This is a genomic window from Bradyrhizobium sp. CIR48, from assembly GCF_014198315.1.
Taxonomy (GTDB): Bacteria; Pseudomonadota; Alphaproteobacteria; order Rhizobiales; family Xanthobacteraceae; genus Bradyrhizobium.
This window is the reverse complement of the sequence record NZ_JACIHG010000011.1, coordinates 107200-132072: the sequence shown is the minus strand read 5'-3', so window position 1 is coordinate 132072 and position 24873 is coordinate 107200. Positions and strand designations below refer to the sequence as shown.

Genomic DNA, 24873 nt, shown 5'->3' with positions numbered 1-24873 from the left:
CGCGGCCTCAAGCCCGCTTCTCGACATTGGCACTCCGGGCCGGCACCCCGAACTCCTTGCGGCAGACCTCGGCCAGCACGGCGACGCCTTCGCGGATCTGCTGATGCGTCGGGCTCGCAAAGCACAGCCTGAGGCGCGAGCTGGCATGGCTCTTGTTGGTCGACCATTCCGGCCCCGGATTGATCGAGACCCCGGCGGCGAGTGCGGCCTGATAGAGTTTCAGCGTATCGACCTGGTCGGGCAGCTTGACCCAGAGGAAGATGCCGCCCTTCGGCTCTTCGAATTCCGCTGCCGTGCCGAACTGCTCGTTCAGCGCCTCCATCAGCGTGTCCAGCTTGGTGCGCAGCGCCTTGGTCAGCGCCGGCACATGGCTCGCGAAATGCGGCTTGCAATAGGCGGCGAGCACCATCTGCTCCAGCGCGCCGGAGCCGGCATCGGTCTTCAGCGCCAGCATCCGCGACATCACCGCCCAGGGCGCCACGATGAAGCCGACGCGCAGCGCCGGCGCGATCGATTTGGAGAACGAGCCGATATGGATCACGCCGCCGTTTGGGCTCATCGCATGGATCGCCGGCGGCCGCTGCCCCGACCAGACGAGGTCGGCATAGCAATCGTCCTCGAAGATCGGCACGCCATACTCGGTCGCGAGCCGTACCAGCTCAGTGCGGCGGCTCTCGGGCATGATGCTGCCGGTCGGATTCTGCACCGTCGGAATGGTGTAGATGTATTTCGGCCGGATGCCGCGGCTCTTCAGGTCCGCCAGTGTCGCGGCCAGCACGTCCATGCGCATGCCGTCCTTGTCGAGGGGGACGCCGACCACATTGACGCCGAGCCGCGCCAGGCGGGTCAGCGAGCCCTGATAGCTGTCCTGCTCGAAAATGACGGTGTCGCCGCGGGTCAGCAGCGTCGCGTTGACGAGGTCGAGCGCCTGCAGTGAGCCGGAGACGATCAGGAGATCGTCGACGGTGCAGTTGATGCCGGCATCGCGCTTGAGCTTCGTCACCAGGAATTCGCGCAAGGGCAGGTAGCCCTGCGGGCCATGCGCCAGCCCATAGGTCGCGAGTGAGCGGCCCTCGCGTTGGAGCGCGAGGTTGGTCGCCTCGATCAGGCCGTCGAGCGGCAGTTGCTCGGAATCGTTGTTGCCGCCGACGAAACTGTATTTGGCAAGGCCCGTCCAGCGCGCAGAAGGGGCCGGCAGCCCTGCCGGAAACAGGGGTGCGAAATCGAAGCTGGACGTCATGGGGGTGTTCCTCGTTTTGTTCTTGTTGAGCCAGCCGGTGTTGCGCCGGCCAGCCTTACTTCTTGCCAGCCGTCCGGGTCGGACGGACTCACTTCTTTGTGGCCGTCCTGGTCGGACGGCCCTGGCTGATGAAAGCGTAATGCGCATTGGCGACGCCGCCAACCATGAGGGCCTCGACCACGGGCTCGGCGATCTCGCCCGTCGCAGCCCAGTCGACCAGGAAATTGGCCCCGGTCCCGCCGCGCACGTCGTCGGTCGGAATGAAGATCGAGACGGTGGCAAGTGGCCTCAAGGCCACGGGCGCCTTCAGATAACTCTCGACCTGCTTGCCTGCGGTGTCGAAATAGGCGATGCGTTTGATCACCAGTGCTTGCGTCTCGGAGGCGTTGTGAACACTCAAGGTCACCGAGAAGTCGACGCGCAGCTTGCCCTGGCTCATTGCGACGCTGGAATAGGCAGGCACGTAGAATCCACCGGAGATTGCAAGTTCCTCCTTCGGCAGCGCGGCGAGGGAATCGGCAAAGTTCTGTTCAATATTGACCTTGGATTGTGCGGCGGCGGGCACGGCAAAGGCGAGGGGGCATAGAAGCATTGCTGCGAACAGCCCTTTTCGCATGTGACGAATTGCTCGCTTGCCGCGCCGCAACCCGTCTCTAGGGTGCGGCAAAACGGACCAATTTGGCATGCACGAGCTCATTCGCGACATCACTCTCTGTATTCTGTTTGCCTGGATGCTGGGCCTTCTCGCCCATTTCTCCCGGCAGCCGCTCATTCTGGCCTATCTTATCGCCGGCTTTTGCATAGGTCCATTCGGCGCCGGCTGGGTCCATTCGCAGGAATCGATCGGCGTCATCTCCGAGCTCGGCCTGATCTTCATGCTGTTCATGATCGGGTTGGAGATCGACCTGAAGAAGATCGTGCGGGCGGGAAGGGTGATCCTGTTCGCGGCGGGTGGCCAGCTGCTCGGCGGCTGCCTGCTCGGGGTCCTGTTCTTCGTCGGCATCGGCCTGTCGCTCGGCGGCGGGCACTTCGATGCGGTCTATCTCTGCGTCGCCTGCGCGCTGTCGAGCACCGTGATCATCGTCAAGGTGCTCTACGAGAAACGCGAGCTCGACACGCTGCCGGGGCGCATCACGCTCGGCGTGCTGGTGCTGCAGGACATCTTCGCCATCCTGTTCCTGGCGGTGCAGCCCAGCCTTGCCAATCTGCAAGCCAGCGTCATCCTGCTCTCGATCGGCCGTGTCGCGGTGCTGGTCGCCGCAGCTCTGCTGGTGAGCCGCTACGTGCTGCCGCGGCTGTTCCACCAGATCGCCCGGCGGCCCGAGCTGATCCTGCTCGGCGCACTGGCCTGGTGCTTTCTCGTCGCCGAGACCGCCGAGCGGCTGTCGCTGTCGCGCGAGATGGGCGCCCTGATCGCCGGCGTCTCGCTCTCGACCTTTCCCTACGCGCTCGACGTCACCGCCAAGGTCACCACGCTGCGCGACTTCTTCATCACGCTGTTCTTCGTCGCGCTTGGCATGACCATTCCCGTCCCCGGCCTCTCCGTGATCTGGCTGGCGCTGATGATCGCGGCTTTCACCGTGGTGAGCCGCCTCGTCACCACCTTCACGCCGCTCTATCTGATGAAGCAGGGCTTGCGCGCCAGCCTGTTGCCGGCGCTGAACCTCGCGCAGATCTCCGAGTTCTCGCTGGTGGTGATCCAGACCGGCGTTGCCGATCACCATATCGCAGCGCAGACGGCGAATGCCGCCTCCTTCGCCTTCGTGGTGCTCGCGGTGCTCTCGACCTTCGCGATGAGCCGCAGCGACGAGATCACCCGCTGGGCCATCGGCCCCCTGAAGCGGATCGGCCTGCGCGATCTCGACCACGGCAACGGCCATGCCGAGGAGGGGCACGAGGGCGGCCATGGCGAGGCCCGCCGTATCGTCATCCTCGGCTTTTTCCGTGCGGCGAGCGCGCTGCTGGCCGAGATCGAACGGCAGGCGCCGGTGCTGCTCGAGCAGATCACCGTGGTCGATTTCAACCCCAATGTGTACCAGACGTTGCTGTCGCGCGGCCTGCACGTGATCTATGGCGACATCAGCAGCGCGGATACGCTGCTCCATGCCGGCGTCGGCAAGTCCGAGATGATCATCCTCAGCGTGCCGGATTCGCTGCTGAAGGGCGCCAGCAACGAGAAGCTGGTCCGCCACGTCCGCGCGCTCAATCCGACCGCCCTGATCGTGGCCACGGCCGATCTCCTGTCGGACGTGGAGGAGCTCTATGCGGCCGGCGCCAGCTACGTCACCGTGACCCGCCTTAGCGACGCTCATGAGCTGTTTACCGTGATCGAGGCCGCGCAGGCCGGCCTGCTGACCGACAAGCGCGCCGAGCTCGACCAGCGGCTCGGCGAGCGCCGCGAAGTGCTGCCCTGACGCGGGGACCGGCCGTCTTCCTTCCCGGCATTCCGCGCCTATATCCCTGGTATCTTCGGTGCAAGCCTGCCCACCTTGGCAGGCCTGCCGTCGGGCATATGCGGTTGCGTCCAGGACACTAGCGCCCCGGCCCAAGTCCGGCTAAGCCTCCCGCCCATAACCGATAGAGATTGGGACATGCCCGATAGCGTCCAGGAAGTCTTGCAGGCCTTTGCCCGGGGTGAGCTCGTGGTCGTCACCGACGACGAGGACCGTGAGGGCGAGGGCGATCTGATCGTCGCCGCCTCGCTCTGCACCGCCGAGAAGATGGCGTTCATCATCCGCCATACGTCAGGCATCGTCTGCGCGCCGGTGACCACCGAGGACGCGCGCCGCCTGCGGCTCGATCCGATGGTGGCCCACAACGATTCCGCGCACACCACCGCCTTCACGGTGTCGATCGACTACAAGCCCGATGGCGGCACCGGCATCTCCGCCGAGGAGCGCGCCTCCTGCTGCCGCGCGCTGTCCAATCCCAATGTCGGCGCCAATGATTTCGCCCGGCCCGGCCACATCTTCCCGCTGATCGCCAAGGATGGCGGCGTGCTGCTGCGCTCGGGCCATACCGAGGCCGCCGTCGATCTGTGCAAGCTCTCCGGCCTGCCGCCGGTCGGCGTCATCAGCGAATTGATGAACGACGACGGCAGCGTGATGAAGGGCGAGCAGGTCGCCCGCTTCGCCGCCCAGCACAAGCTGAAGCATGTCACCATCGCGGACATGATCGCCTACCGCCAGGCGCGCGAGAAGCTGATCGAGCGGGTCTCGACCTTCGTCACCGAAAGCCCGATCGGACCCTTGCAGGGCTATGCCTATCGTTCGCCGTTCGATTCCATCGCCCACGTCGCGTTCGTCTACAATGGCGTCGGTGACGGCAAGAACGTGCTGACGCGCTTCCACAAGCCGAACATCGTCAAGGACACCTTCACCGGCCACAAGCGCATGGCGGCCGTGCTCGAGCATTTCAAGAAATCAGGCCGCGGCGTCCTGGTTTACTTGCGCGACGGCGCGGCCGGTGTCCCCGTGTCCCCGTTGCCCGACGAGAGCGCGACCGAGGCCGACCGCAACCGCCAGTGGCGCGAGGTCGGCGTCGGTGCGCAGATCCTGCGCGATCTCGGCGTCACCTCGATCCGGCATCTCACCTCCTCGGTGCACGACTACAAGGGCCTGTCCGGCTTCGGCATCGAGATCGTTGCCAACGAGCAGCTCGAAACCTGACAACGGCATTTCCGGTTCGTCGGTGTTGCGCCCCGGAACGACCGAAACCAGGATGCAATTGCACTTGTTGCCGCGGCGCTTTAGTTTGTCGGGCAAATTTTGACGGAACCAGACGAAAGGACGTTTCATGAGCGTGCGCCCTCAGGCCAAGGACAAGCCGGCTGCGGCTTCTTTCCAGTGGGACGATCCGTTCCTGCTCGACGAGCAGCTGACCGAAGACGAGCGCATGGTGCGCGACACCGCCCGCGCCTACGCCCAGGACAAGCTGCTGCCGCGCGTCTCCAAGGCCTATCTCGAAGAGAAGACCGATCGCGAGATCTTCAACGAGATGGGCGAGCTCGGCCTGATCGGCATCACGCTGCCGGAGGAATATGGCTGCGCCAATGCGAGCTACGTCGCCTATGGCCTCGTCGCGCGGGAGATCGAGCGGGTCGATTCCGGCTATCGCTCGATGAACTCGGTGCAGTCCTCGCTGGTCATGTACCCGATCTACGCCTATGGCGACGAGAACCAGCGCAAGAAGTACCTGCCGAAGCTCGCCAGCGGCGAGTGGGTCGGCTGCTTCGGCCTGACCGAGCCCGATGCCGGCTCCGATCCGGCCGGCATGAAGACCCGCGCCGAGAAGGTCGCGGACGGCTATCGTCTCACCGGCAGCAAGATGTGGATCTCGAACGCGCCGATCGCCGACGTGTTCGTGGTCTGGGCCAAGTCGGCCGCGCATGACAACCAGATCCGCGGCTTCGTGCTGGAAAAGGGCATGAAGGGCCTGTCCGCGCCGAAGATTGGCGGCAAGCTCTCGCTTCGCGCCTCCATCACCGGTGAGGTCGTGATGGACGGCGTTGTGGTTCCGGAAGATGCCCTGCTGCCCAACGTCTCCGGTCTCAAGGGTCCGTTCGGCTGCCTCAACCGTGCCCGCTACGGCATCTCCTGGGGCGCGCTCGGCGCCGCCGAGGACTGCATGCACCGCGCGCGCCAGTACACGCTCGACCGCAAGCAGTTCGGCAAGCCGCTTGCCGCGACCCAGCTCGTGCAGAAAAAGCTCGCCGACATGGAGACCGAGATCGCGCTCGGCCTTCAGGGCTCGCTTCGCGTCGGCCGCCTGATGGACGAGGGCAAGTTCGCGCCCGAGATGATCTCGATCATGAAGCGCAACAATTGCGGCAAGGCCCTCGACATCGCCCGTGTCGCGCGCGACATGCACGGCGGCAACGGCATCTCGATCGAGTACCATGTGATGCGCCACGTCCATAACCTCGAGACGGTCAACACCTATGAGGGGACGCATGACGTCCACGCGCTGATCCTGGGGCGCGCCATCACGGGCATTCAGGCGTTTTTCTGAGCGGCTACGCGGTGAACGCGTGAGGCACGAGAACTCTCCAACTGCGTCATGGCCGGGCTTGTCCCGGCCATCCACGTCTTAAGCCACGCGAAGAACGTGGATGCCCGGCACAAGGCCGGGCATGACGAAGTCAGCAAGGAATGAGCAAGCCATGTCCGACAATGACGACGTCCCGTTCAACCGCAACTTTCCGCTGAAGCCGGGCGTCGTCGAGGAAGTCCGGCCCGGCGTGCGCCGCGTGCTCTGCAACAATCCGAGCCCGTTCACCTTCACCGGCACGGTCAGCTACATCGTTGGCAAGGGCAATGTCGCGATCATCGATCCCGGTCCCGACGATGCGGCGCATGCGGCTGCGCTGCTCGATGCCGTGCGCGGCGAGACGGTGAGCCATATCTTCGTCACCCACACCCATCGCGACCATTCGCCGAACACCGCGCGGATCAAGCAGGCGACCGGCGCGCCGGTCTATGCCGAGGGCCCGCACCGGGCCTCGCGCCCGCGCTTCGAGAGCGAGAAGCACAATCCGGAATCCGGCTCCGATCGCGACTTCGTACCCGACATCCGGATCGCGCATGGCGATGTCGTCGAGGGCGACGGCTGGCGGCTCGAGGCCGTTGCGACGCCCGGCCACACCGCCAATCATCTGGCATTCGCCTGGCCGGAGCGAAAGTTCAACTTCGTCGGCGATCACGTGATGGGCTGGTCCACCTCGATCGTGGCGCCGCCCGACGGCTCGATGATCGACTACATGGACTCGCTCGACCGGCTCGCCGCACGCGAGGAGGATCTCTATTTCTCCGGCCACGGCCCCGAGATCCCCGACGGCCAGCGCTTCGTGCGCTTCCTGATCCGGCACCGCAAGGCGCGCGAGGCCTCGATCCTGCACCGCCTCGCCAAGGGCGAGACCGACATCCCGACCATGGTCCGCGCGATCTATATCGGTATCGACCCGAGGCTGACGACGGCCGCCGGCTATTCCGTGCTGGCGCACCTGGAAGACCTGGTCGCCCGCGGCGTGGTGGCGACCGACGGCGATCCCGTGATCGGCGGGACGTATCGGATGGCGTAGGGGCGAATGGGGAGTAGCGAGTAGCGTTCCATTCGCTATTCGCTATTCGCTACTCGCCATTCGCCAGTTTCATTTCTTCACCGTCTTTGCCGGCGCTTTCGGCGGCGCCACCGGGGTCTTCTTCACCGGCTTGAGCGCGTCGGCATCGGCGGCGGTGTTGAGATCGTCGATGAATTTCTTGACCCGCGCGGCATTGCTGCCGAGATCGCTGTCGAAATTGCGCGAGGCAGAGCGGATGTCGACGCGGGAATCATCGCCGTCCGGCACGAACCTTATCGAAATGTCTTCGCGAAACCCCATGATCGGCGTGCGCGCCACCGCCTCGATGCGGCCGATGCGGCGCGGCGGCTGCGGTGCGCGCTCGTCGATGATGATCCATTTGCGCTTGTTGACGAGCTGGAGCGCGATCGCATAGGCGCGGTCGACGGAGATCTCGAGCTCGACGGGCTCGATATCAGGGTAGAAGTGGCGCTGCTGCTCCGCCGAATAGAGGCCGGCATAGACCGCGGTGTTGGTGCCCTCGCCGGTGCGCAGGCGCGCCAGCGCGTCGAAACGCGGCGGATCGATCGGGTCGGTGGTGATGTCGTAGATCGCCGGCAGCTTGCGATATTGCAGGGCCAGATAGGCGGGATAGGCGAGGATCGCCCCGTCGATCAGCAAAGCGAGCAGGATGCGCGCCATGCCACGCGAGCCGTTCTGCCAGATCGCGGCAAAGCCGGCGAGCCCGAACAGGATCGACAGGCCTGATATCGCGAGCCCGCCGAAGAAGGTCGCAAGGGCCGGCTTCGGCTCCAGGAAATCGAAGCGGACGATGATGATCGAGACCACCACCGCCACCACCGCGAACACGGCCAGATTGCGCGCCCAGCTCGCGAGGCTGGACACGGGCTCCGACTGATAGGGAGCGGAAAACCTGCGGGCCATCGAGTGAGCTCTGCCGGGGTTGGCGATGCCGGCCAGTTCGGCGCGACGAGGGCCGTTGAGACCACGGCGCGGGGGCAAATTCAAGGGAGATCGGGCTGTTATGACCGGTCATTCCGGGGCGGCTCAAGGAGCCGAACCCGGAATCTCGAGATTCCGGGTTCGATGCTTCGCACCGCCCCGGAATGACGTTGCTTGCTTTGCCGCTACGCCGCCGCGTTCGGGAAGCGATAATCCCTAAACTGGTCGCGCAGCGCCGTCTTCAGGATCTTGCCGGTGGCCGTATGCGGAATGCCCTCGACGAAGGCGACGTCGTCGGGCATCCACCATTTGGCGATCTTGCCGTCCATGTATTTGAGGATGTCCTCGCGGGTGGCCTGCTGGCCCTGCTTGAGTTGCACGATCAGGAGCGGCCGTTCGTCCCATTTGGGGTGGAACACGCCGATCACGGCGGCTTCGGCCACGGCCGGATGGCCAACCGCGAGGTTTTCGAGGTCGATCGAGGAGATCCACTCGCCGCCGGACTTGATCACGTCCTTGGAGCGGTCGGTGATCCGCATGTAGCCGTCCTCGTCGATGGTCGAGACGTCGCCGGTGTCGAAGAAGCCGTCCTCGTCGAGGATGTCGGTGTCGACGCGGTAATAGGCCTTGGCGACGGCGGGGCCGGAGACCTTGAGGCGGCCGAAGGTCTTGCCGTCCCAGGGCAGCTCCTTGCCGGCGTCGTCGGTGATCTTCATCTCGACCGCGAAGGGCGCATAGCCCTGCATCTGCAGCACGTCGAGCCGCGCATCGCCGGTGGCGTTCTGGAACGGCGGCTTCAGCGCCGCGACGCTGCCGATCGGGCTCATCTCGGTCATGCCCCAGGCGTGACGCACGTTCGAGCCCATGTCGAGGAAGGCCTTGATCATCGAGCGCGGCATCGCCGAGCCGCCGCAGATCACCATCTTCAGGTCCGGCAGCTTGAGATTATTGGCGGTCATGTGCTGGAGCAGCATCAGCCACACCGTGGGCACGCCGGCGGTGTGCGTCACCTTCTCGGTCGAGAGCAGCTCGTAGACCGAGGCGCCGTCGAGCTTGGCGCCGGGCATGACCAGCTTGGTGCCCTGCGAAGGCGCGGAGAAGGCGATGCCCCAGCTGTTGGCGTGGAACAGCGGAACCACCGGCAGCATCGTCTCGGACGCGCTGGTGCCGAGCGCGTCGACATTGTTGGCCATCAGCGCGTGCAGCACGTTGGAGCGATGCGAATACAGCACACCCTTCGGGTCACCGGTCGTGCCCGACGTGTAGCACATCGCGGCTGCCGTGTTCTCGTCAAAGTCCTTCCATTTGAATTTGCCGTCGGCCTCCGCAATCCAGTCCTCGTAGGCGACCACATTCTTCAGCGTCGTCTGCGGCATGTGCGCCTTGTCGGTGAGCACGACGTAGCGTTCCACGCTGGTCAGCTTGTCGGCGATCTTCTCCAGGACCGGAACGAAGGTGATGTCGGTCATCACGATGCGGTCCTGCGCATGGTTGATGATCCAGGCAATCTGCTCGGGGAAAAGGCGGGGATTGACGGTATGGCAGATGGCGCCGATCCCCATGATGCCGTACCACACCTCGAGATGGCGCCAGGTGTTCCAGGCGATCGTCGCGACACGGTCGCCGAGCTTGATACCGTCGCGCTCCAGCATCTGCGAGACCTTGAGCGCGCGCTTGTGGATCTCGGCGTAATTGGTGCGATGGATCGGTCCCTCGACCGAGCGGGTAACCACCTCCTGCTTGCCATGAATTTTGGCGGCATGTTCGATGATCCGGTGGCAGAGCAGGGGCCAATCTTGCATCAAACCAAGCATTCCGACGTTCCTCCGAGAAGTCGCTGGGCGCGTTGTCGCTCTCAGCGTTGGGCCAAAGAATTGTCATGAGTTTTAGCCTGCCGGACTTTCGCCGCAAATGGTCTTGTCGCGGCTATATGTCCGCTGGCGCGGCAATGGTTACCGCTGCGCTCGGGCTGTCGCTCGTCCTCGCCGAGAGGGCAGAGGCGCGAAAATACACATCCCCACTGGATATCTTCGGTATCGCCGCACCACGGTCGCGCCCCGCGGTTCATTCCGCCAGGATCCCGCTGCCGAGACCGCGCCCCGAGGAGGCGCCCAAGGCATCGGACAAGGCATCGGACGAGGCTCCGCCGGACGCGGACGGCAAGCCTCTCGCGGACAAGCCCGGCGCCGACAAGCCCGCCGAGGCTGCGGCACCAGCCCAAAAGCCGGTCTCGGCCTGCCGTCTCGCGCTGACCGAGGAGATCGCGATCGCGCCCTCGATTCCGGATATCCGCGGCCCCGGCGCCTGTGGCGGCGAGGATCTGGTGCGGCTGGAAGCCGTCGTTCTGCCGGACAAGCGCAAGGTGACGGTCAAGCCGGCGGCGATTCTTCGCTGCACCATGGCGTCGGCGATCGCCGATTGGCTGCGCAAGGACATGGCGCCGCTGGCCACCAGCCTCGGCTCGACCATTGGCGAACTCGACAATTTCGATTCGTTCGAGTGCCGCGGACGCAACCGCGTCGTCGGCGCGCTGCTGTCAGAGCACGGCAAGGCCAATGCCCTCGATGTCCGGGCCATCAAGCTGACCAACGGGCAGTCGATCGGCCTCACCGACCGCACCATGTCGCGCGACGTGCGCGAGCGCGTGCTGCACTCGGTCTGCGCGCGCTTTTCCACCGTGCTCGGCCCGGGCTCGGACTGGTACCATGAGGACCATATCCATCTCGACCTGGCGCAGCGGCGCAACGACTACCGGATCTGCCAGTGGAACGTCTGGGATCCCCTGCCGCAGGTCGCCCCGCTGCTGCCAGCGGAACGCCCCGAGGAGGCGCCACCGCGCGAGGTCGCGGCCAAGCCCGAGGTCAAGCCCGAGGCCAAGCCTGAAGAAAAGGAAGGAGCTGACGACGAGGAGGTGGAGAAGTCTCCGGCGCCTGCGAAAAAGCCGGCGGCCGATGCCAGCAAGTCCCAGCCGCGCAAGCCGGCAACAAAAAAGCGCCGGTGAAACCGGCGCTTTTCGATCGCAGAGATCAGCAGGCGATCAGTAGCTGCCCGCCTGGCCGGTTTGGCTGCCGCCGAGCGCCAGCCGCGAATTGTAGGGCGAATCGCCATGCTTCGGCTCGAGCACCACGACGAGGGTGCCGAGCTTGACGCGATCATAGAGATCGATCGCGTCCTCGTTGGTCAGACGGATGCAGCCCGAGGAGATCGAAGCGCCGATATATTCCGGCTGATTGGTGCCGTGGATGCGGAACAACGTGTCTTTCCCGCCGGAATAGAGGTAAATCGCGCGAGAGCCCATCGGATTGTCCGGGCCGGGTGCGACATAGGTCGGCACGCCCAGGCGCGAAATTTCGCCGGGGGTGGGGTGCCAGGCCGGCCACTCGGTCTTGCTGCCCACCTTGGCGATGCCCGACCAGGCCATGGCCTCTTCGCCAACGGTGATGCCGTAACGGATCGCCTTGCCGCCATCCAGCACGTAATAGAGATAGTGATTGTCGGAATCGACCACGATCGAGCCCGGCGATTCCTTGCGGTGGTATTGGACGATGGCGCGGCGGAACGGCTCGGCAACCGGGGTGTTCTCGTACCGAACTTTGGCGAGCAGTTCCTTGTCCTTCGGCTTGAAGGCTTTGGTGTCGGTCGCCTCGAAATGCGTGGCCTGCATGCAGCCCGACAGCATCAGGCCGGCGGCCAGAATTCCCAACTTAACTTTCAGCGACGACATGATTTGGTTCCAATCAAAACAATACCGTGCGGAAGGCCTGAGCTTACTGCCCAAGTTCCTCGACTCCGTTAATCCCATTATCGTTGAAATCTGCCACAATTCCAGCACTGAAGGCCTTATCCCGCGCTGCGAGACCCAAGCTGTGGCTTTTCTGCCGCAAGTTTTGCGGCCCCGTGAAGATTTTTGGGCCAAAGGGGGCCGGACTGTCGATTCCGTACCACAGTTGAGCCATGGCCGCGCCACAAATGCAAACGCTCCATTAATGTGGTTGTCATCGTGAACTTGTCAGAATCGCGCTAAGGGCTGTCATTCTGCCGCAGGTTCTCTGGAGTCGTGCATGTTTTCGGTGTTTGTTCCCTCCGAGTCTGTCCTGAAGAAGGTTGTCATCGAAGATCTTGCCGCGGTGCCCGAAAGCGCGGTCTGGATCGACCTCGTCAACCCCACCGCGGCCGAGGACAAGGCAGTGGAGCGGCTCGCCGGCATCGCCATCCCGACCCGGGAAGACATGCAGGAGATCGAGATCTCCAGCCGTCTCTATATCGAGAACGGCGCGCGCTACATGACCGCGACGCTGATGTGCCACTCCGATACCGACATGCCCCGGACCACGGCGGTGACCTTCATCCTCGGCGACCACCGCCTGGTGACGGTGCGCTACGACCTGCCGAAGCCGTTCGCCCTGGTCGAGGCCAAGCTTGCCCGCTCCTGCACGCCCTCCATTACCGGCGAGATGGTGCTGATGGAGCTGCTGGACGCCGTGATCGACCGCTGCGCCGACATCCTGGAGCGCTGCGGCGCCGAGATCGACCAGGTCAGCCACGACATCTTCGAGCCCGAGAGCGAGCGCCACGGTCACGCCAAGCAATATTCCCAGATCCTGATCTCGATCGGCCGCAAAGGCGATCTGACCTCGAAGGTTCGCGAGAGCCTGGTGTCGATCGGCCGTGTCGTCACCTTCCTTTCGGCGGTGGTGGAGGGGGTGAAATGGTCGAAGGACATGCGCGAGCAGCTCAAGACCATGCAGCGCGACGTTGCCTCGCTGACCGACCACGCCTCCTATCTCTCCAGCAAGATCACCTTCGTGCTCGATGCCATGCTCGGCGTCGTCAATCTCGAGCAGAACAACATCATCAAGCTGTTCTCGGTGATGGCCGTCGTGCTGATGCCGCCGACGCTGATCGCCTCGATCTACGGCATGAACTTCAAGATGATGCCGGAACTCGAATGGGCGCACGGCTATCCGATGGCGCTGGTGATGATGCTCGTCGCCGCGATTCTTCCGTACTGGCTCTTCAAGTGGAAGAAGTGGCTCTGATCCCGTCGCGCTCGGAAAATAGCTACCGAGACCTTACGCCGGTCGCACAGACACGGTGAATCGTGTCGCAGAATAGATCGGGATTGCGGCCGCGCCGTGATGTGTTCGCCGTGCCGCAATTCCTCCGGTAAAATTTGAGCGGTGGGCTGAACGTTTGCGCGAAACTTGTCTGCGATAAGCAGTGCGTAGCCGCGAGGAACAACCATGGTTGAAAAACACATAACGTCGCCCCGCAACGTCATCGACCTGGCGAACTATCGTCAGGTCCTGGCGAGCGGCAAGGCGTCGTCGATGTCGGCACGCATGTGCCGGCACTGTGGTGCTCCGCTGCTCGACGGTGAGAATGACGACGACTGCTCGACCGCATTCAGCACGGCCGCTCCACGGCCGCGCGACAGGTCACGTCGGATTCGAATCGATTGAGGAACGGAAGGCGAGGGCGATCCAGGTCTTGCGGCGGCGTTGTCTGGATCGCCTTGCTTCCCTTTTGTTCAGGACAATCGGCTGTGACGTCCGATTGGCGGGTGCGTTAGAGACCGGCTGAACCCCCATCCAGCCAAAACGGGGCCTGTGTCGGGCTCTGTCAATCCAAGCGCGCGAAAATATTCCACTTTACCGAAATTCGGTTTCGGCGTATGTGTTGCCCATCCCGGCTCACCCAAGAGGGGCGACTATGTGTCGTCACTGTCGCGAGCCGGGGTTGCGGTGGACGCGGCAGCGTCGGCACGAGAGGCGCGGGCAGGGCAGGTAGTCCCTGTGAGCCCGAGGCTTCGTGCGGACGAGCGGCGCTGCCAGGCTTCGTCTCGTCTGTAAGTTTCCGGCTTCGTCGACAGGGCTGGAAAAACTGCGGCGAAATGGCGGGCCGTGCGTACGGCAAAACCGTGTGGTCCTGGCCGTCGTTGCTACGGTCAAGTCCTTGCGAAGGTGCGAGCGAGCCCAACCGGGCAGACTGCATCATCCAAATTCGCGGGGCGAGGGAGGCCAGAAGGAATGGTCGGCTCCCGGGAGATCACGGCATAAGCCGTCCAGCCACCGCGCAGGGAAGGCCGAGTGATTGGCACCACCTGTATGCTGCTGTGCGGTTCTTTCTGCGTGTGCTTTTCGCGCAGCGGACCGCGGGTGCGAGCCGGCACCCGGCCTTCCCTGCGCCCTCTTGGATGAGAGGGTGGAGTGATCAAGCAAAGCTCGGGCGAAATGCGCCGCGAGGCCGAAGAAGCGTGTCTGCGAGCTGAGCTACGTGCCACAAACCAGATCTCGTAGGGTGGGCAAAGCGCAGCGTGCCCACGCCTTGTTGCTTATGGACGGAGATCGTGGGCACGGCGCTATGCGCCTTTGCCCACCCTACGGCACCGCCGCTGGGATGTGCACTGGAGCATCGCAATGACATGTGTGAGGAAAACATGCGCCACAATCCGCTCTCGTGCCCCAGACGCAGTGCAGCGTCACTGCGTGCCGCAACGCGTCCGGGACACGAGAGAGCGAGGTTGTCGCCCTTGCTCCGTCACTGCAATGACGCGAACGGACTACACGTGCTGGCCGCCGTTGATGTGGATCTCGGCGCCGTTGACATAGGACGAGGTGTCCGTGCACAGCACGTAGATGATCTTGGCGACCTCGTCGGGCGTGCCGAGCCGGTGCATCGGAATCTGCTGTTCGACGATCTTCTCGGTGCCCGGCGACAGGATCGAGGTATCGATCTCGCCCGGAGCGATCGCGTTGACGCGCACGCCGACGCGGCCGAAATCGGAGGCCATCTCGCGCGTCAGCGCCGCGAGCGCGGCCTTCGACGTCGCGTAGGCGGCGCCCGCGAAGGGGTGCACGCGCGAGCCCGCGATCGAGGTGACGTTCACGACCGAGCCCTTGGCCGCCTTCAATTCCTCGATCAGCCCGCGCGCAATCATGATCGGCGCGAAGAAGTTGACGTGGAAGACGTGCGTCCAGGTGTCGAGATCGGTGTCGACCGAGCCGAGCCTGGAGCCGCCCACGCCCTTCGGCGAGATCGCGGCGTTGTTGACCAGCGCATGCAGCGCGCCGCCCTCCAGCCGGCTGCGGATCTCGCTGATCGCGCGCGCGGTATCCTCGGGATTGCCGAGGTCGACCTGGATGTGGTCCTCGGGCCCCGCGTCCCACGGACAGTCCTCCGGAAACGGATGCCGCGAGCAGGTGATGACGCGCCAGCCCGCCGAGGAGAAGCGGATCACGGTGGCGTGGCCGATGCCGCGGCTGGCTCCGGTCAGGAGCAGTGTACGGCGCGGCGCATTGGACGAATGCGGCATGGACATCTTTCAGGTCGGCCTAAAGCTTAGGGATACATCCGCGTCTTGGACCACTTCTGGCCGGCCGCGTCACGGCGAAATTCGATGCGGTCGTGCAAGCGGAACGGGCGGTCGTGCCAGAACTCGATGCGTGAGGGCGTGATGCGCCAGCCGCTCCAGCCCGGCGGCCGCGGCACTTCGCCGATGACGTATCTGGCCGCGACTTTCGCGATGGCCTGCTCGAAAGCGAAGCGGCTCTCCAGCTCTTGCGACTGCTTGCTCGCCCAGGCGCCGATCTGGGCCTGCTTGGGTCGGGTGGCGAAATAGGCGTCGGCCTCGGCCTCGGTCACCGGCGTCACGTTGCCGCGGATGCGGACCTGACGGCGCAGCGACTTCCAGTGAAAAAGTAACGCTGCCTTAGGATTTGCGGCGAGTTCGCGGCCCTTCTGGCTGGCGATGTGGCTGTAGAAGACAAAACCCTCGGTATCGAAGCCTTTCATCAGCACCATGCGCACGTCAGGCAGCCCGTCGGGGTCGACAGTTGCGAGCGCCATGGCGTTCGGATCGTTCGGCTCGCTCTTGATCGCCTCGTTCAGCCAGGCCTCGAACAGCGCAAATGGCTCGTCGGCGGCGGTGAAATCACCGGATGTTAAGGGTGTCTGGTGTTTCATCGAGGTCGTGTCGGTCATGTCTGGAGTCCGAGTTGCGTCCCGCGGCCCAAAACGCGTTGTTGTCCGCTACCGCCCTATATAGGGCATGGGGACGCGTTGGCCTATCGGCGATCCGGCCGTCCGGCTTTGTCATGACGATCATTGTCATCGGGCTCGGTGCCGGAGGATGCAGCTTTTCCCGCAATGACAAGAGTGCCTACGCCAAGGCCGATGACAGCGACCTCACCGGTTCGATCGCGCGGCCGGCGAAGGACGCCCCGCCCACCGAGACCGATCTTGCCTTCGCCCGCAACGCCGCCTCCGACGTCCTCAGCAAGGGCGACAGGGATTCCAGCCAGCATTGGGAGAATCCGGAGACCGGTGCGCGCGGCTCGGTGACGCCGATCGCGCAGTCCTATGCCGCCGAGGACGGCCGCAGATGCCGCGATTTCCTGGCGAGCTACGTCAACGGGGCGACCGAAAGCTGGCTCCAGGGCGCCGGCTGCCAAAGCACCCGTGGCCGTTGGGAGATTCATACGCTAAAGCCGTGGCGGAGCTAGGATTCGGCGCGCGCCCCTAGTTGCAAAAATGCCACTCTCTTCCCACATGAATCCCTGGTGGGGCGGGGAGCCCTTTGAACAATTCGATTTCTTGAAGGAGACGTGACGGATGCGCGACCCCTATGAGGTCTTGGGGGTGCCGCGGAGCGCCAGCGCTGCCGCGATCAAGAGCGCCTATCGCAAGCTTGCCAAGAAGCATCATCCCGACAGCAACAAGGACGACCCGAAAGCCGCCGAGCGCTTCTCCGAGATCAACTCGGCGAACGAGATCATCGGCGACGAGGACAAGCGCAAGCAGTTCGACCGCGGCGAGATCGACGCCGACGGCAAGCCGCGCTTCCAGGGTTTTCCGGGCGGTGGCGGGCCGCGCGGGCGTGCCGGCCCCGGCGGCTTCGAAAGCTATACGTTCCGCTCCGGCGGCGGCCCCGGCCAGGGCGGCGGTGCGTTCGAGGATATCCTCAACAGCATGTTCGGTGGCGGGATGCGTGGCGCCCGGCCTGGGGCCGGCGGCGCCGGGCAGTTCGAATTCGACACCGGCGGCGTCGGGCTCGATCTCGACGTGAATGTCGCCATGTCCGTCTCGCTGGAAGAGGCGGTCAAGGGCGGCGAGAAGCGCGTCCGACTGCCGACCGGCAAGGAGCTCAACGTCAAGATTCCGGCCGGCGTCACCGAGGGCCAGCAGATCCGGCTCCGGGGGCAGGGCGAGTCCGCGCAGGGCCATCCGCCCGGCGATCTCCTGATCACCATCAGCATCGCGCCGCACGCCCACTTCAAGGTCGAGGGCGCCGACTTGCGGATTGATCTGCCAGTGACGCTCTACGAGGCCGTGCTCGGAGCCAAGGTCCGCGTGCCCACCCTCGGCAATGCCGTGGAGCTTTCGGTTCCGAAGAACACTTCCAGCGGCCGGACCTTCCGCCTTAAAGGTAAGGGATTGCCGAAATCTGGCGGAACCGGGGATCTCTTCGTCACGATCAGGATTATGCTACCGGACGGGAACGACGCCGAGCTTGAAGCATTGATGGAGAAGTGGCGGGACCAACACCCCTACAATCCACGTAGCGGGCTCGGCTAGGGCGCTAGCCGAGGCATCCCGACGATCGGAGCATTCTCTCCCCGAAAGGATGATGCTCAACATACGCCTGAAGCGCGGTTCGCGCTTCGACGCTGACGTTCGAGACGTGTCGGTTGCCCGGCGGGGCAGCCGATAAAAAGGTGCGGCCTCGAGAGGGGGACCAGCGCGGTACCAAAAACCCCAATCGAGGCCGCCCGCGTCGATCGGCGGATCGAACGCTGCTCATTTTCGCGTGATCATCCGGTGCGATAATGAGACGCGCCGATGTCTTCATTCCAAATTTTCAATGACGGAATCTAGGCACCGCCCTCAAGCGGCTGTCTAGGTGCCGTTTTTCTCGGCCTGATCATAGACCGCCTGCGCCACCTTGGTCAGCCGGTCGCGATCACCGCCACCGCTGACGACGTAGCCGACGCCGCGCTCGGCCCAGAACAGCGCACCGTCCTTGTCCGTCCTGGCGTAGCGCATTTGCGTCGCACCATTCTCGGTCTTGGCGGTGTAGATCGTATAGCGCTCGCCCGAGGCGCCCTCATACATCAGGAACGAGGCCGGGCCGTTCGGACCCGGCAACAGCCGGCCGCCAACGAGCTTCAGCCCGCTCGCCTCCAGGTTCGGCGCGAACACGGTCCAGCCGCAACGCCGGGTCAGCCAGGCCTGCAGGTGGTCGCGCTCGTTGCCGCCGACCTCGACGGGGTGGCGGACCTCCACGACATAGAGGCGGTGGGCGTCGAGCGCGTCCGCCGTAAAGCTCCGGAAGGTGGAGGGGGCATTGGCGGCGCCATGCCCGACCCAGCCGGCGGCGCCGCCGGCGACGAAGGCGACCAGCACCGCCGCCGCGGCGCCGTAGAGCCATTGCCGCGGGCGGCGTTCCAGCCGCTCGAGCTCCAGCCGGGCCGGCACCGGCTCCTGGGCGACGGAATCGTAGCGGGCGTGCAGCATCTCAGCCATGGCGCGCCAGGACTGCACGCGCTCGGCCTCTTCAGGATGGGCGGCGAGCCAGGCCTCGACGTCGGCGCGGCGCTCGGCCGGCAGCTCGCCGTCGACATAGGCGTGCAGCTCGTCCTCGGTCACTGGGATATTGCGGTCGTTCATATCAATCGTCTCTGGCTCTGTGGCCTTAAATGTCGTTCAAAGCTCGACGTCGTTCGCTGCATCGGGAAGCTGCAGCCGAACCATATGCGATGCATCAACCCTGCCATCATTTCACCCGCCTGAGCGTCGGGCGCTCGCCCTCCAGCGAAGCCTTGACGTGGGCGCGGGCGCGGGCCAGGCGCGACATCACGGTGCCGATCGGCACGCCCTGGATGTCGGCGACCTCGCGGTAGCTCATGCCTTCCAGCATCACGAGGAGCAACACCGAGCGTTGCTCCTCGACGAGCGTCGCCAGCGCCCTCTCGATGTCGCGCCCTTCGGCTTCGGTGCCGCTGGCATCCGGGTTGTTCTCCGTCAGCTGCGTGAACTGCGGCCGCCTTGCCAGCGAGCGCCGCCGGTTCTTGTTGAGGTTGGTCAGGATCGTGTAGAGCCAGCTCCTGACGTCGCCTCCGAGAAACAATCGCTCCGAACGCAGCGCCCGCACCAGCGTGTCCTGCACCAGATCGTCGGCCGCATCCGCGTCGCGCGTGAGCGCGCGGGCGTAGCGGCGCAACGCCGGGATCATGGCTTCCACACTCTGGCGAAACGCACTCATTGCGGTCTTGACGTCCTGGTATCAGGCGCGAGCGCCTATAGCGATCATAACACCCGAACGGAACGGCTATTCCGGCGCTCGAAACAGCGTTAACGCGGCGTATTAGGGCTGTACCGCAGGGGAGGGCTGGTGTACCTCCAGACCTCACCAAGAGTTCGACGGGACGTTCAAAAATGGCGCAGAATTCGGGTCTGATGCAAGGAAAGCGCGGAGTGGTCCTCGGCGTTGCCAACAACCGCTCGATCGCCTGGGGCATCGCCAAGGCGTGCCACGCCGCCGGCGCCGAGCTCGCCTTCACCTATCAGGGCGATGCGCTGAAGAAGCGCGTCGAGCCGCTCGCTGCCGAGATCGGTGGTCTCGTGCTCGGCCATTGCGACGTCACCGATGCTGCGACCATCGATGCTGCGTTCGCGGTGCTGAAGGAAAAATGGGGCAAGATCGACTTCCTGGTGCACGCGATCGCCTATGGCGAGCAGCTCGACGGCCGCTACGTCGACACCACGCAGGAGAATTTCTCCAAGTCGATGCTGATCTCCTGCTACTCGTTCACGGCGGTGGCGCAGCGCGTAGAAAAGCTGATGACCGACGGCGGCTCGCTGATCACGCTCAGCTATTACGGCGCCGAGAAGTGGATGCCGCATTACAACGTGATGGGCGTCGCCAAGGCGGCGCTGGAGGCCAGCGTGCGCTATCTCGCCGCCGATCTCGGCGAGAAGGACATCCGCGTCAACGCGATCTCGGCAGGTCCGATCAAGACGCTCGCGGCATCCGGCATCGGCGACTTCCGCTATATCCTGAAGTGGAACGAGGCCAACGCGCCGATGCGGCGCAACGTGTCGACCGAGGACGTCGGCGGCAGTGCGCTGTATTTCCTCTCCGACCTCTCGCGCGGTGTCACCGGCGAGGTGCATCACGTCGATTCCGGCTATCACGTGCTCGGCATGAAGCGCCCGGACGCGCCGGACATCTCGTTCGGCGGCAAGGACTAGCTTAAATCCGGAATTCCCGTGCCCACGATCTATTATCTTCGCCATGGTGAGACCGAGTGGAATGCGCTCGGGAGGCTTCAGGGCACCAAGGACGTTCCGCTGAACGCGCGTGGACGCGGTCAGGCCGTGCAAGCCGGCAGCATTCTCGCCGACCTGTTCAAGCGCGAGGGTCGCGACAAGGCGGCGTTACCCTATGTGTCGAGCCCGCTCGGCCGCGCGCGCCAGACCATGGAACTTGCGCGCGGCAAGCTGGAGCTGCCAGTTGCCGGATATGCGCTCGATGATCGCCTGCGTGAGATCGGCTATGGAGTCTGGGAAGGTCTGACCCTGGCCGAGAGCGAGGCGAGGGATCCTGACGTGTATGCCCGGCGCCTCACCGACAAATGGTCGGTCGGCCCCGCCGGCGGGGAGACCTACGCCGATGTCCAGGTCCGCGTACGGGCCTGGTACGACCAGCTGCGGACCGACACCGTTGCGGTCGCCCATGGCGGGACCTGCCGGGCCCTGATGGTTTCACTCGGCCTGGAGACCCCCCTCAGTGCCGCCGAACTCTATATCGAGCAGGGCGCCGTCTACGTGTTCCGCGACGGGCGGCTGGAGAAGTTTAGCTAGTCCCATCCGCCGTCATTCCGGAGCGGTGCGAAGCACGAACCCGGAATCTCGAGATTCTCAGGTGCGCAAGGGCGCACCGGAGTTCGCCCTTCGGGCGCCCCGAATGACCGAGTGTGTTTGACCCCGGTGTTCCCCCGCGTTACCACCACAAGTCAGAACTGACTTACGCACCAGCGAGAAGCGATGTCCTTCAACACCTTCGGCCACATGTTCCGCGTCACGACCTTCGGCGAGAGCCATGGGGTGGCGATCGGCTGCGTGGTCGACGGTTGTCCGCCCATGATCCCGCTGACCGAGGCCGACATCCAGGGCGATCTCGACCGCCGCCGGCCCGGCCAATCGCGCTTCACCACCCAGCGCCAGGAGCCGGATCAGGTCAAGATCCTCTCCGGCGTGATGGCGCATCCGGAGACCGGCGTGCAGGTGACGACGGGCACGCCGATCGGGCTCCTGATCGAGAACACCGACCAGCGCTCGAAGGACTATTCCGAGATCAAGGACAAGTTTCGCCCCGGTCACGCCGACTTCACCTATGAGGCCAAATACGGCCTGCGCGATTATCGCGGTGGCGGCCGCTCCTCGGCGCGCGAGACCGCGACGCGCGTTGCCGCCGGTGCCATCGCGCGCAAGGTGCTGCCCAACGTGAAGGTGCGCGGCGCGCTGGTGCAGATCGGCCCGCACAAGATCGACCGTGCGAAGTGGGACTGGGACGAGATCGCCAAAAATCCGTTCTTCTGCCCGGACAAGGACAAGGCCGCGTTCTTCGAGACCTATCTCGACGGCATCCGCAAGAGCGGCTCCTCGATCGGCGCGGTGATCGAGGTCGTCGCCGAAGGCGTGCCGGCCGGCCTTGGCGCGCCGATCTACGCCAAGCTCGATTCCGATCTGGCGGGCGCGATGATGACCATCAACGCAGTGAAGGGTGTCGAGATCGGCGCCGGTTTCGGCGCGGCGGAGCTCACCGGCGAGGAGAACGCCGACGAGATGCGCACCGGCAATGACGGCACGCGCTTTTTGTCCAACCATGCCGGCGGCGTGCTCGGCGGCATCTCCACCGGGCAGCCGGTGGTGGTGCGTTTCGCGGTGAAGCCGACCTCCTCGATCCTGCAGCCGCGTCTCACCGTCGACCGTAAAGGTGCGGACACCGAGATCTTCACCAAGGGCCGCCACGACCCCTGCGTCGGCATCCGCGCCGTCCCCGTCGGCGAAGCCATGATGGCCTGCGTGCTGGCCGACCACTTCCTGCGCGACCGCGGGCAAGTGGGACGTTAGCAAAAGGTCTTCATGTCGCGGTACCAGCCCACCGCGCAGCTTGACGTTCCCACAACTTCGTCCGCAAATGCGGACATGCAAAGCTCCGAGCTCCAGCGCATCACCAACTGGCTGATTGACGGCGCACGGTCGTCAGGCACCCCGGCCGAGATGATTGCGGATGTCTGCGAGCATCTGGTCGAAGCCGGCCTGCCAATCTGGCGGTTCGGCATCTTCATCCGTACCCTGCATCCCGAAATCTTCGGCCGCAACTTCATCTGGCGGCAGGGCGAGGAGGTCGAGGTCGGCACCGTCGATTTCGATATCCTGGACACGCCCGAATTCGCCGCGAGCCCGCTCCGCATCGTGTTCGAGCAGGGGATCGAGGTCAGGGGGCGCGTCGGCGATCCCGACAATGCGCGCTTTCCGATCGTCAAAGACATGGGTGCCGAAGGAGCGACCGACTACATCGCTGTGCCGATGCCGTTTCTCGACGGCTCGGTCCACGCCACGAGCTGGGTGACACGGCATCCCGGCGGCTTCACCGACGATCACATCGCGGCGATCCGCTCCATCGTGACGCCGCTGGCGCGCGTCAGCGAGATCATCAGCCTGCGCCGCACCGCCGAGATGCTGCTCGACACCTATGTCGGCAACCGTGCCGGCGCGCGCATCCTCGGCGGCCAGATCCGCCGCGGCCACAACGACACCATGCAGGCCGCGATCTGGCTCTCGGACCTGCGCGGCTTCACCGCGCTGTCGGACCGGCTGCCACCCGAGACGGTGGTCGAGATCCTCAATCACTATTTCGACTGTCAGGTGACCGCGATCCGCGGCCATGGCGGCGAAGTCCTGAAATTCATGGGCGACGGCCTGCTCGCGGTGTTTCCGATCGACGAATATGTCGGCGATGCCGCCCATGTCTGCACGCGCGTGCTGGAAGCGGCGCGCGAGTCCCGCACCAGCGTCGAGGCGCTGGCCTTTCCGGTCGGCGACGCCGTCGAGCGTTTCCGCTTCGGCGTCGCGCTGCACGTCGGCAACATCCTCTACGGCAATATCGGCGGCGGCAACCGCCTCGACTTCACCTGCATTGGTCCCGCCGTGAACCTTGCCGCAAGGCTCGAGAAGATCACGGGCCGCCTGGGGCGGACCGTCGTGGCCTCGGAAGGTTTTGCCAATGTCTGCCGCCACGACTGGCGCGAGCTCGGCGAGTTTCCGATCGCGGGATTTTCCAAGGCTCAGCGCGTGTATGGGCTTGGCGAGGAAACGCCGGTGGTGATGGCCTAGCGGACGGCACCGTCGGCGAAACTAGTCAGCGCGCACATATGACTGCCTCAGCCCAAGCGTCAGGATCGTCAGAGTGATCCACAGCCGCAGCATCGCAAAGCTGAAGATGAAGACGAAATAGATCAGGTTCTTGCTGAACTGGCTCGCTGACGAGGTCTGCCAGAAATTCCAGATCGCGCTCCGCACCGCTTCCTGTCCGTAGGCGAGGGCGACGTTGATGACACCGAGCGCGATCACGGCGGCGCCGAGCCACAGCCCGCGCCGTGCGAACTCGCCGATGGCGCCGAACAGGGCGACCCTGCCGTCATCGCGCTCGGCACGGACGATCATGAGCAGCACGATGGTGGCGATCCATGCACTCCAGAAGCGCCCGGGATGGGTGAACTGGTCGAACGCCATGCCATCGAGCCCCGCCAAGAGATGATACGAAGCCTCAAAGCCGGCTAATCTGGCGCTGAGCGCCGCCGCGATCATCACGAGCATGATCCGCCACAGGATCGAGAAGGACAGCTTGAACTGCTCGCCCAATGTCAGCGCGCCGAGCGAGGATTGGCCGCCAGCCGCCTCGATCGATTGTTGCGCCGTCGCGAAGAAGGCCAGGAGCACCGAAATGTCGGCAATGATGATGGCTGGCAGCGCCACGGCGCCGCCGCCGAACGCGATCACCCGCATCGCAGCCGCCAGGATCAGCCAGGGCAGGGCGTGCAGGAGCTTGAACGGACCGAACGAGGTTTCTGGGCGGGCCGGCTTGAGCGCGAGCTGTTTGCGCAGTGCAGCTGTCATCTCACCGTGGTGACACAGGAGATTGAACCTGCGGTAGCGGGGATCGGTAAAATTGACCGGAAGCGGGCAAACGACGCCCTATTCCTCCGGCTCGGTCGTGAACAGCAGTGGATAGCCCTTGGCGCGGCCGGCATCGGTGGCGCGGGTGGCCTTGGTCTCGGCGACGTCCCTGGTGAACACGGCAACGACGCAGGCGCCGAGCTTGTGCGCGGTGATCATCACCTTGTAGGCCTGATCCTCGGTCATGCGGAATTCGGCCTTCAGGATCATGGTGACGAATTCGCGCGGCGTGTAGTCGTCGTTGATCAGGATGACCTTGTGCAGCTTCGGCCGCTCGACCTTGGTCTTGGTCCGCGTCTTCGGCTTGGTGACAGTGTTGTTCATTCCGCCTCCCGGACACGCGGGCTCGGGTTCCCTGCCGCAGCGA

At 64.7% G+C, this 24873-nt stretch carries 24 protein-coding genes; 13 read left to right on the top strand and 11 right to left on the bottom strand.

All coding sequences use genetic code 11. The features are described from left to right. Positions 1–7: 7 nt before the first annotated feature. Positions 8–1240: a PLP-dependent aminotransferase family protein gene (locus GGD66_RS30235; RefSeq protein ID WP_183259982.1), complete on the bottom strand. Its 1233-nt coding sequence runs from the start codon at positions 1238–1240 to the stop codon at positions 8–10. 88 nt (positions 1241–1328) lie between these two features. Then, positions 1329–1856: a DUF3124 domain-containing protein gene (locus GGD66_RS30230; RefSeq protein WP_026202604.1), complete on the bottom strand. Its 528-nt coding sequence runs from the start codon at positions 1854–1856 to the stop codon at positions 1329–1331. Positions 1857–1923: 67 nt separating this feature from the next. On the opposite strand from GGD66_RS30230, the gene GGD66_RS30225 reads away from it, so the two are divergent. The 4 genes from GGD66_RS30225 to GGD66_RS30210 all read left to right on the top strand — a co-directional run bounded on the left by GGD66_RS30225 (position 1924) and on the right by GGD66_RS30210 (position 7319). Then, complete coding sequence (locus GGD66_RS30225; protein ID WP_183259980.1) at positions 1924–3654, top strand: cation:proton antiporter; 1731 nt, start codon at positions 1924–1926, stop codon at positions 3652–3654. Between the two features lie 177 nt (positions 3655–3831). Further along, positions 3832–4908, top strand: a complete 1077-nt coding sequence (gene ribB / locus GGD66_RS30220; RefSeq protein ID WP_092263360.1) for a 3,4-dihydroxy-2-butanone-4-phosphate synthase — start codon at positions 3832–3834, stop codon at positions 4906–4908. Between the two features lie 127 nt (positions 4909–5035). Next, on the top strand, positions 5036–6250 hold the full coding sequence (locus GGD66_RS30215) for an acyl-CoA dehydrogenase (RefSeq protein WP_018321712.1): 1215 nt from the start codon (positions 5036–5038) through the stop codon (positions 6248–6250). 151 nt (positions 6251–6401) lie between these two features. Continuing rightward, a complete protein-coding gene (locus GGD66_RS30210; RefSeq protein WP_092263357.1) occupies positions 6402–7319 on the top strand; it encodes an MBL fold metallo-hydrolase in 918 nt (305 codons plus the stop codon). A 69-nt stretch (positions 7320–7388) separates the two neighbouring features. Here the strand turns inward: GGD66_RS30210 and GGD66_RS30205 are convergent, their stop codons facing one another. Further along, positions 7389–8243, bottom strand: coding sequence for a DUF1499 domain-containing protein (locus GGD66_RS30205; protein WP_018321710.1), 855 nt, complete (start codon positions 8241–8243; stop codon positions 7389–7391). Between the two features lie 203 nt (positions 8244–8446). Beyond that, the gene (locus GGD66_RS30200) at positions 8447–10075 is read right to left on the bottom strand and encodes a fatty-acid--CoA ligase (RefSeq protein WP_018321709.1); all 1629 of its coding nucleotides are present in this window, start codon (positions 10073–10075) and stop codon (positions 8447–8449) included. A 65-nt stretch (positions 10076–10140) separates the two neighbouring features. Between GGD66_RS30200 and GGD66_RS30195 the strand changes: the two genes are divergently transcribed. Beyond that, complete coding sequence (locus GGD66_RS30195) at positions 10141–11262, top strand: extensin family protein (RefSeq protein WP_183259977.1); 1122 nt, start codon at positions 10141–10143, stop codon at positions 11260–11262. Positions 11263–11298: 36 nt separating this feature from the next. Here GGD66_RS30195 and GGD66_RS30190 read toward each other — a convergent pair whose 3' ends face one another. Further along, positions 11299–11985, bottom strand: coding sequence for a L,D-transpeptidase (locus GGD66_RS30190; protein ID WP_018321707.1), 687 nt, complete (start codon positions 11983–11985; stop codon positions 11299–11301). A 337-nt stretch (positions 11986–12322) separates the two neighbouring features. On the opposite strand from GGD66_RS30190, the gene GGD66_RS30185 reads away from it, so the two are divergent. Together GGD66_RS30185 and GGD66_RS30180 are read left to right on the top strand one after the other, a co-directional pair. Further along, the gene (locus GGD66_RS30185) at positions 12323–13300 is read left to right on the top strand and encodes a magnesium transporter CorA family protein (RefSeq protein ID WP_183259976.1); all 978 of its coding nucleotides are present in this window, start codon (positions 12323–12325) and stop codon (positions 13298–13300) included. A gap of 204 nt (positions 13301–13504) precedes the next feature. Continuing rightward, positions 13505–13723, top strand: coding sequence for a hypothetical protein (locus GGD66_RS30180; protein WP_038972668.1), 219 nt, complete (start codon positions 13505–13507; stop codon positions 13721–13723). Positions 13724–14823: 1100 nt separating this feature from the next. On the opposite strand, the gene GGD66_RS30175 is transcribed toward GGD66_RS30180, so the two are convergent. After that, a complete protein-coding gene (locus GGD66_RS30175) occupies positions 14824–15576 on the bottom strand; it encodes an SDR family NAD(P)-dependent oxidoreductase (protein WP_183259974.1) in 753 nt (250 codons plus the stop codon). A gap of 26 nt (positions 15577–15602) precedes the next feature. Further along, a complete protein-coding gene (gene pdxH / locus GGD66_RS30170; protein WP_018322567.1) occupies positions 15603–16244 on the bottom strand; it encodes a pyridoxamine 5'-phosphate oxidase in 642 nt (213 codons plus the stop codon). A gap of 113 nt (positions 16245–16357) precedes the next feature. On the opposite strand from pdxH, the gene GGD66_RS30165 reads away from it, so the two are divergent. Then, positions 16358–16765 carry an RT0821/Lpp0805 family surface protein gene (locus GGD66_RS30165; RefSeq protein WP_018322568.1) on the top strand — a complete coding sequence of 136 codons (408 nt, stop codon included), beginning with the start codon at positions 16358–16360 and terminating at the stop codon, positions 16763–16765. A gap of 109 nt (positions 16766–16874) precedes the next feature. Next, positions 16875–17837 carry a DnaJ C-terminal domain-containing protein gene (locus tag GGD66_RS30160; RefSeq protein ID WP_018322569.1) on the top strand — a complete coding sequence of 321 codons (963 nt, stop codon included), beginning with the start codon at positions 16875–16877 and terminating at the stop codon, positions 17835–17837. Between the two features lie 321 nt (positions 17838–18158). Here GGD66_RS30160 and GGD66_RS30155 read toward each other — a convergent pair whose 3' ends face one another. Next, a complete protein-coding gene (locus GGD66_RS30155) occupies positions 18159–18929 on the bottom strand; it encodes an anti-sigma factor (protein WP_183259971.1) in 771 nt (256 codons plus the stop codon). A 106-nt stretch (positions 18930–19035) separates the two neighbouring features. Then, entirely contained in the window at positions 19036–19524 is a 489-nt protein-coding gene (locus GGD66_RS30150; protein ID WP_018322571.1) for an RNA polymerase sigma factor, read from the bottom strand. A 173-nt stretch (positions 19525–19697) separates the two neighbouring features. On the opposite strand from GGD66_RS30150, the gene fabI reads away from it, so the two are divergent. The 4 genes from fabI (at position 19698) to GGD66_RS30130 (ending at position 23663) form a co-directional block, all read left to right on the top strand. Then, positions 19698–20513, top strand: a complete 816-nt coding sequence (gene fabI / locus GGD66_RS30145) for an enoyl-ACP reductase FabI (protein WP_183259970.1) — start codon at positions 19698–19700, stop codon at positions 20511–20513. Positions 20514–20525: 12 nt separating this feature from the next. Next, on the top strand, positions 20526–21125 hold the full coding sequence (locus GGD66_RS30140) for a histidine phosphatase family protein (RefSeq protein ID WP_092259947.1): 600 nt from the start codon (positions 20526–20528) through the stop codon (positions 21123–21125). Between the two features lie 183 nt (positions 21126–21308). Continuing rightward, positions 21309–22397 (top strand): chorismate synthase, encoded by a 1089-nt coding sequence (aroC, locus tag GGD66_RS30135; protein ID WP_092259945.1) that lies wholly within the window; start codon positions 21309–21311, stop codon positions 22395–22397. A 75-nt stretch (positions 22398–22472) separates the two neighbouring features. Further along, a complete protein-coding gene (locus tag GGD66_RS30130) occupies positions 22473–23663 on the top strand; it encodes an adenylate/guanylate cyclase domain-containing protein (protein ID WP_183259968.1) in 1191 nt (396 codons plus the stop codon). 21 nt (positions 23664–23684) lie between these two features. Here the strand turns inward: GGD66_RS30130 and GGD66_RS30125 are convergent, their stop codons facing one another. Further along, positions 23685–24446: a hypothetical protein gene (locus tag GGD66_RS30125; RefSeq protein WP_183259966.1), complete on the bottom strand. Its 762-nt coding sequence runs from the start codon at positions 24444–24446 to the stop codon at positions 23685–23687. Between the two features lie 78 nt (positions 24447–24524). After that, positions 24525–24830, bottom strand: coding sequence for an ATP-dependent Clp protease adapter ClpS (gene clpS, locus GGD66_RS30120; RefSeq protein WP_018322577.1), 306 nt, complete (start codon positions 24828–24830; stop codon positions 24525–24527). Positions 24831–24873: the final 43 nt, after the last annotated feature.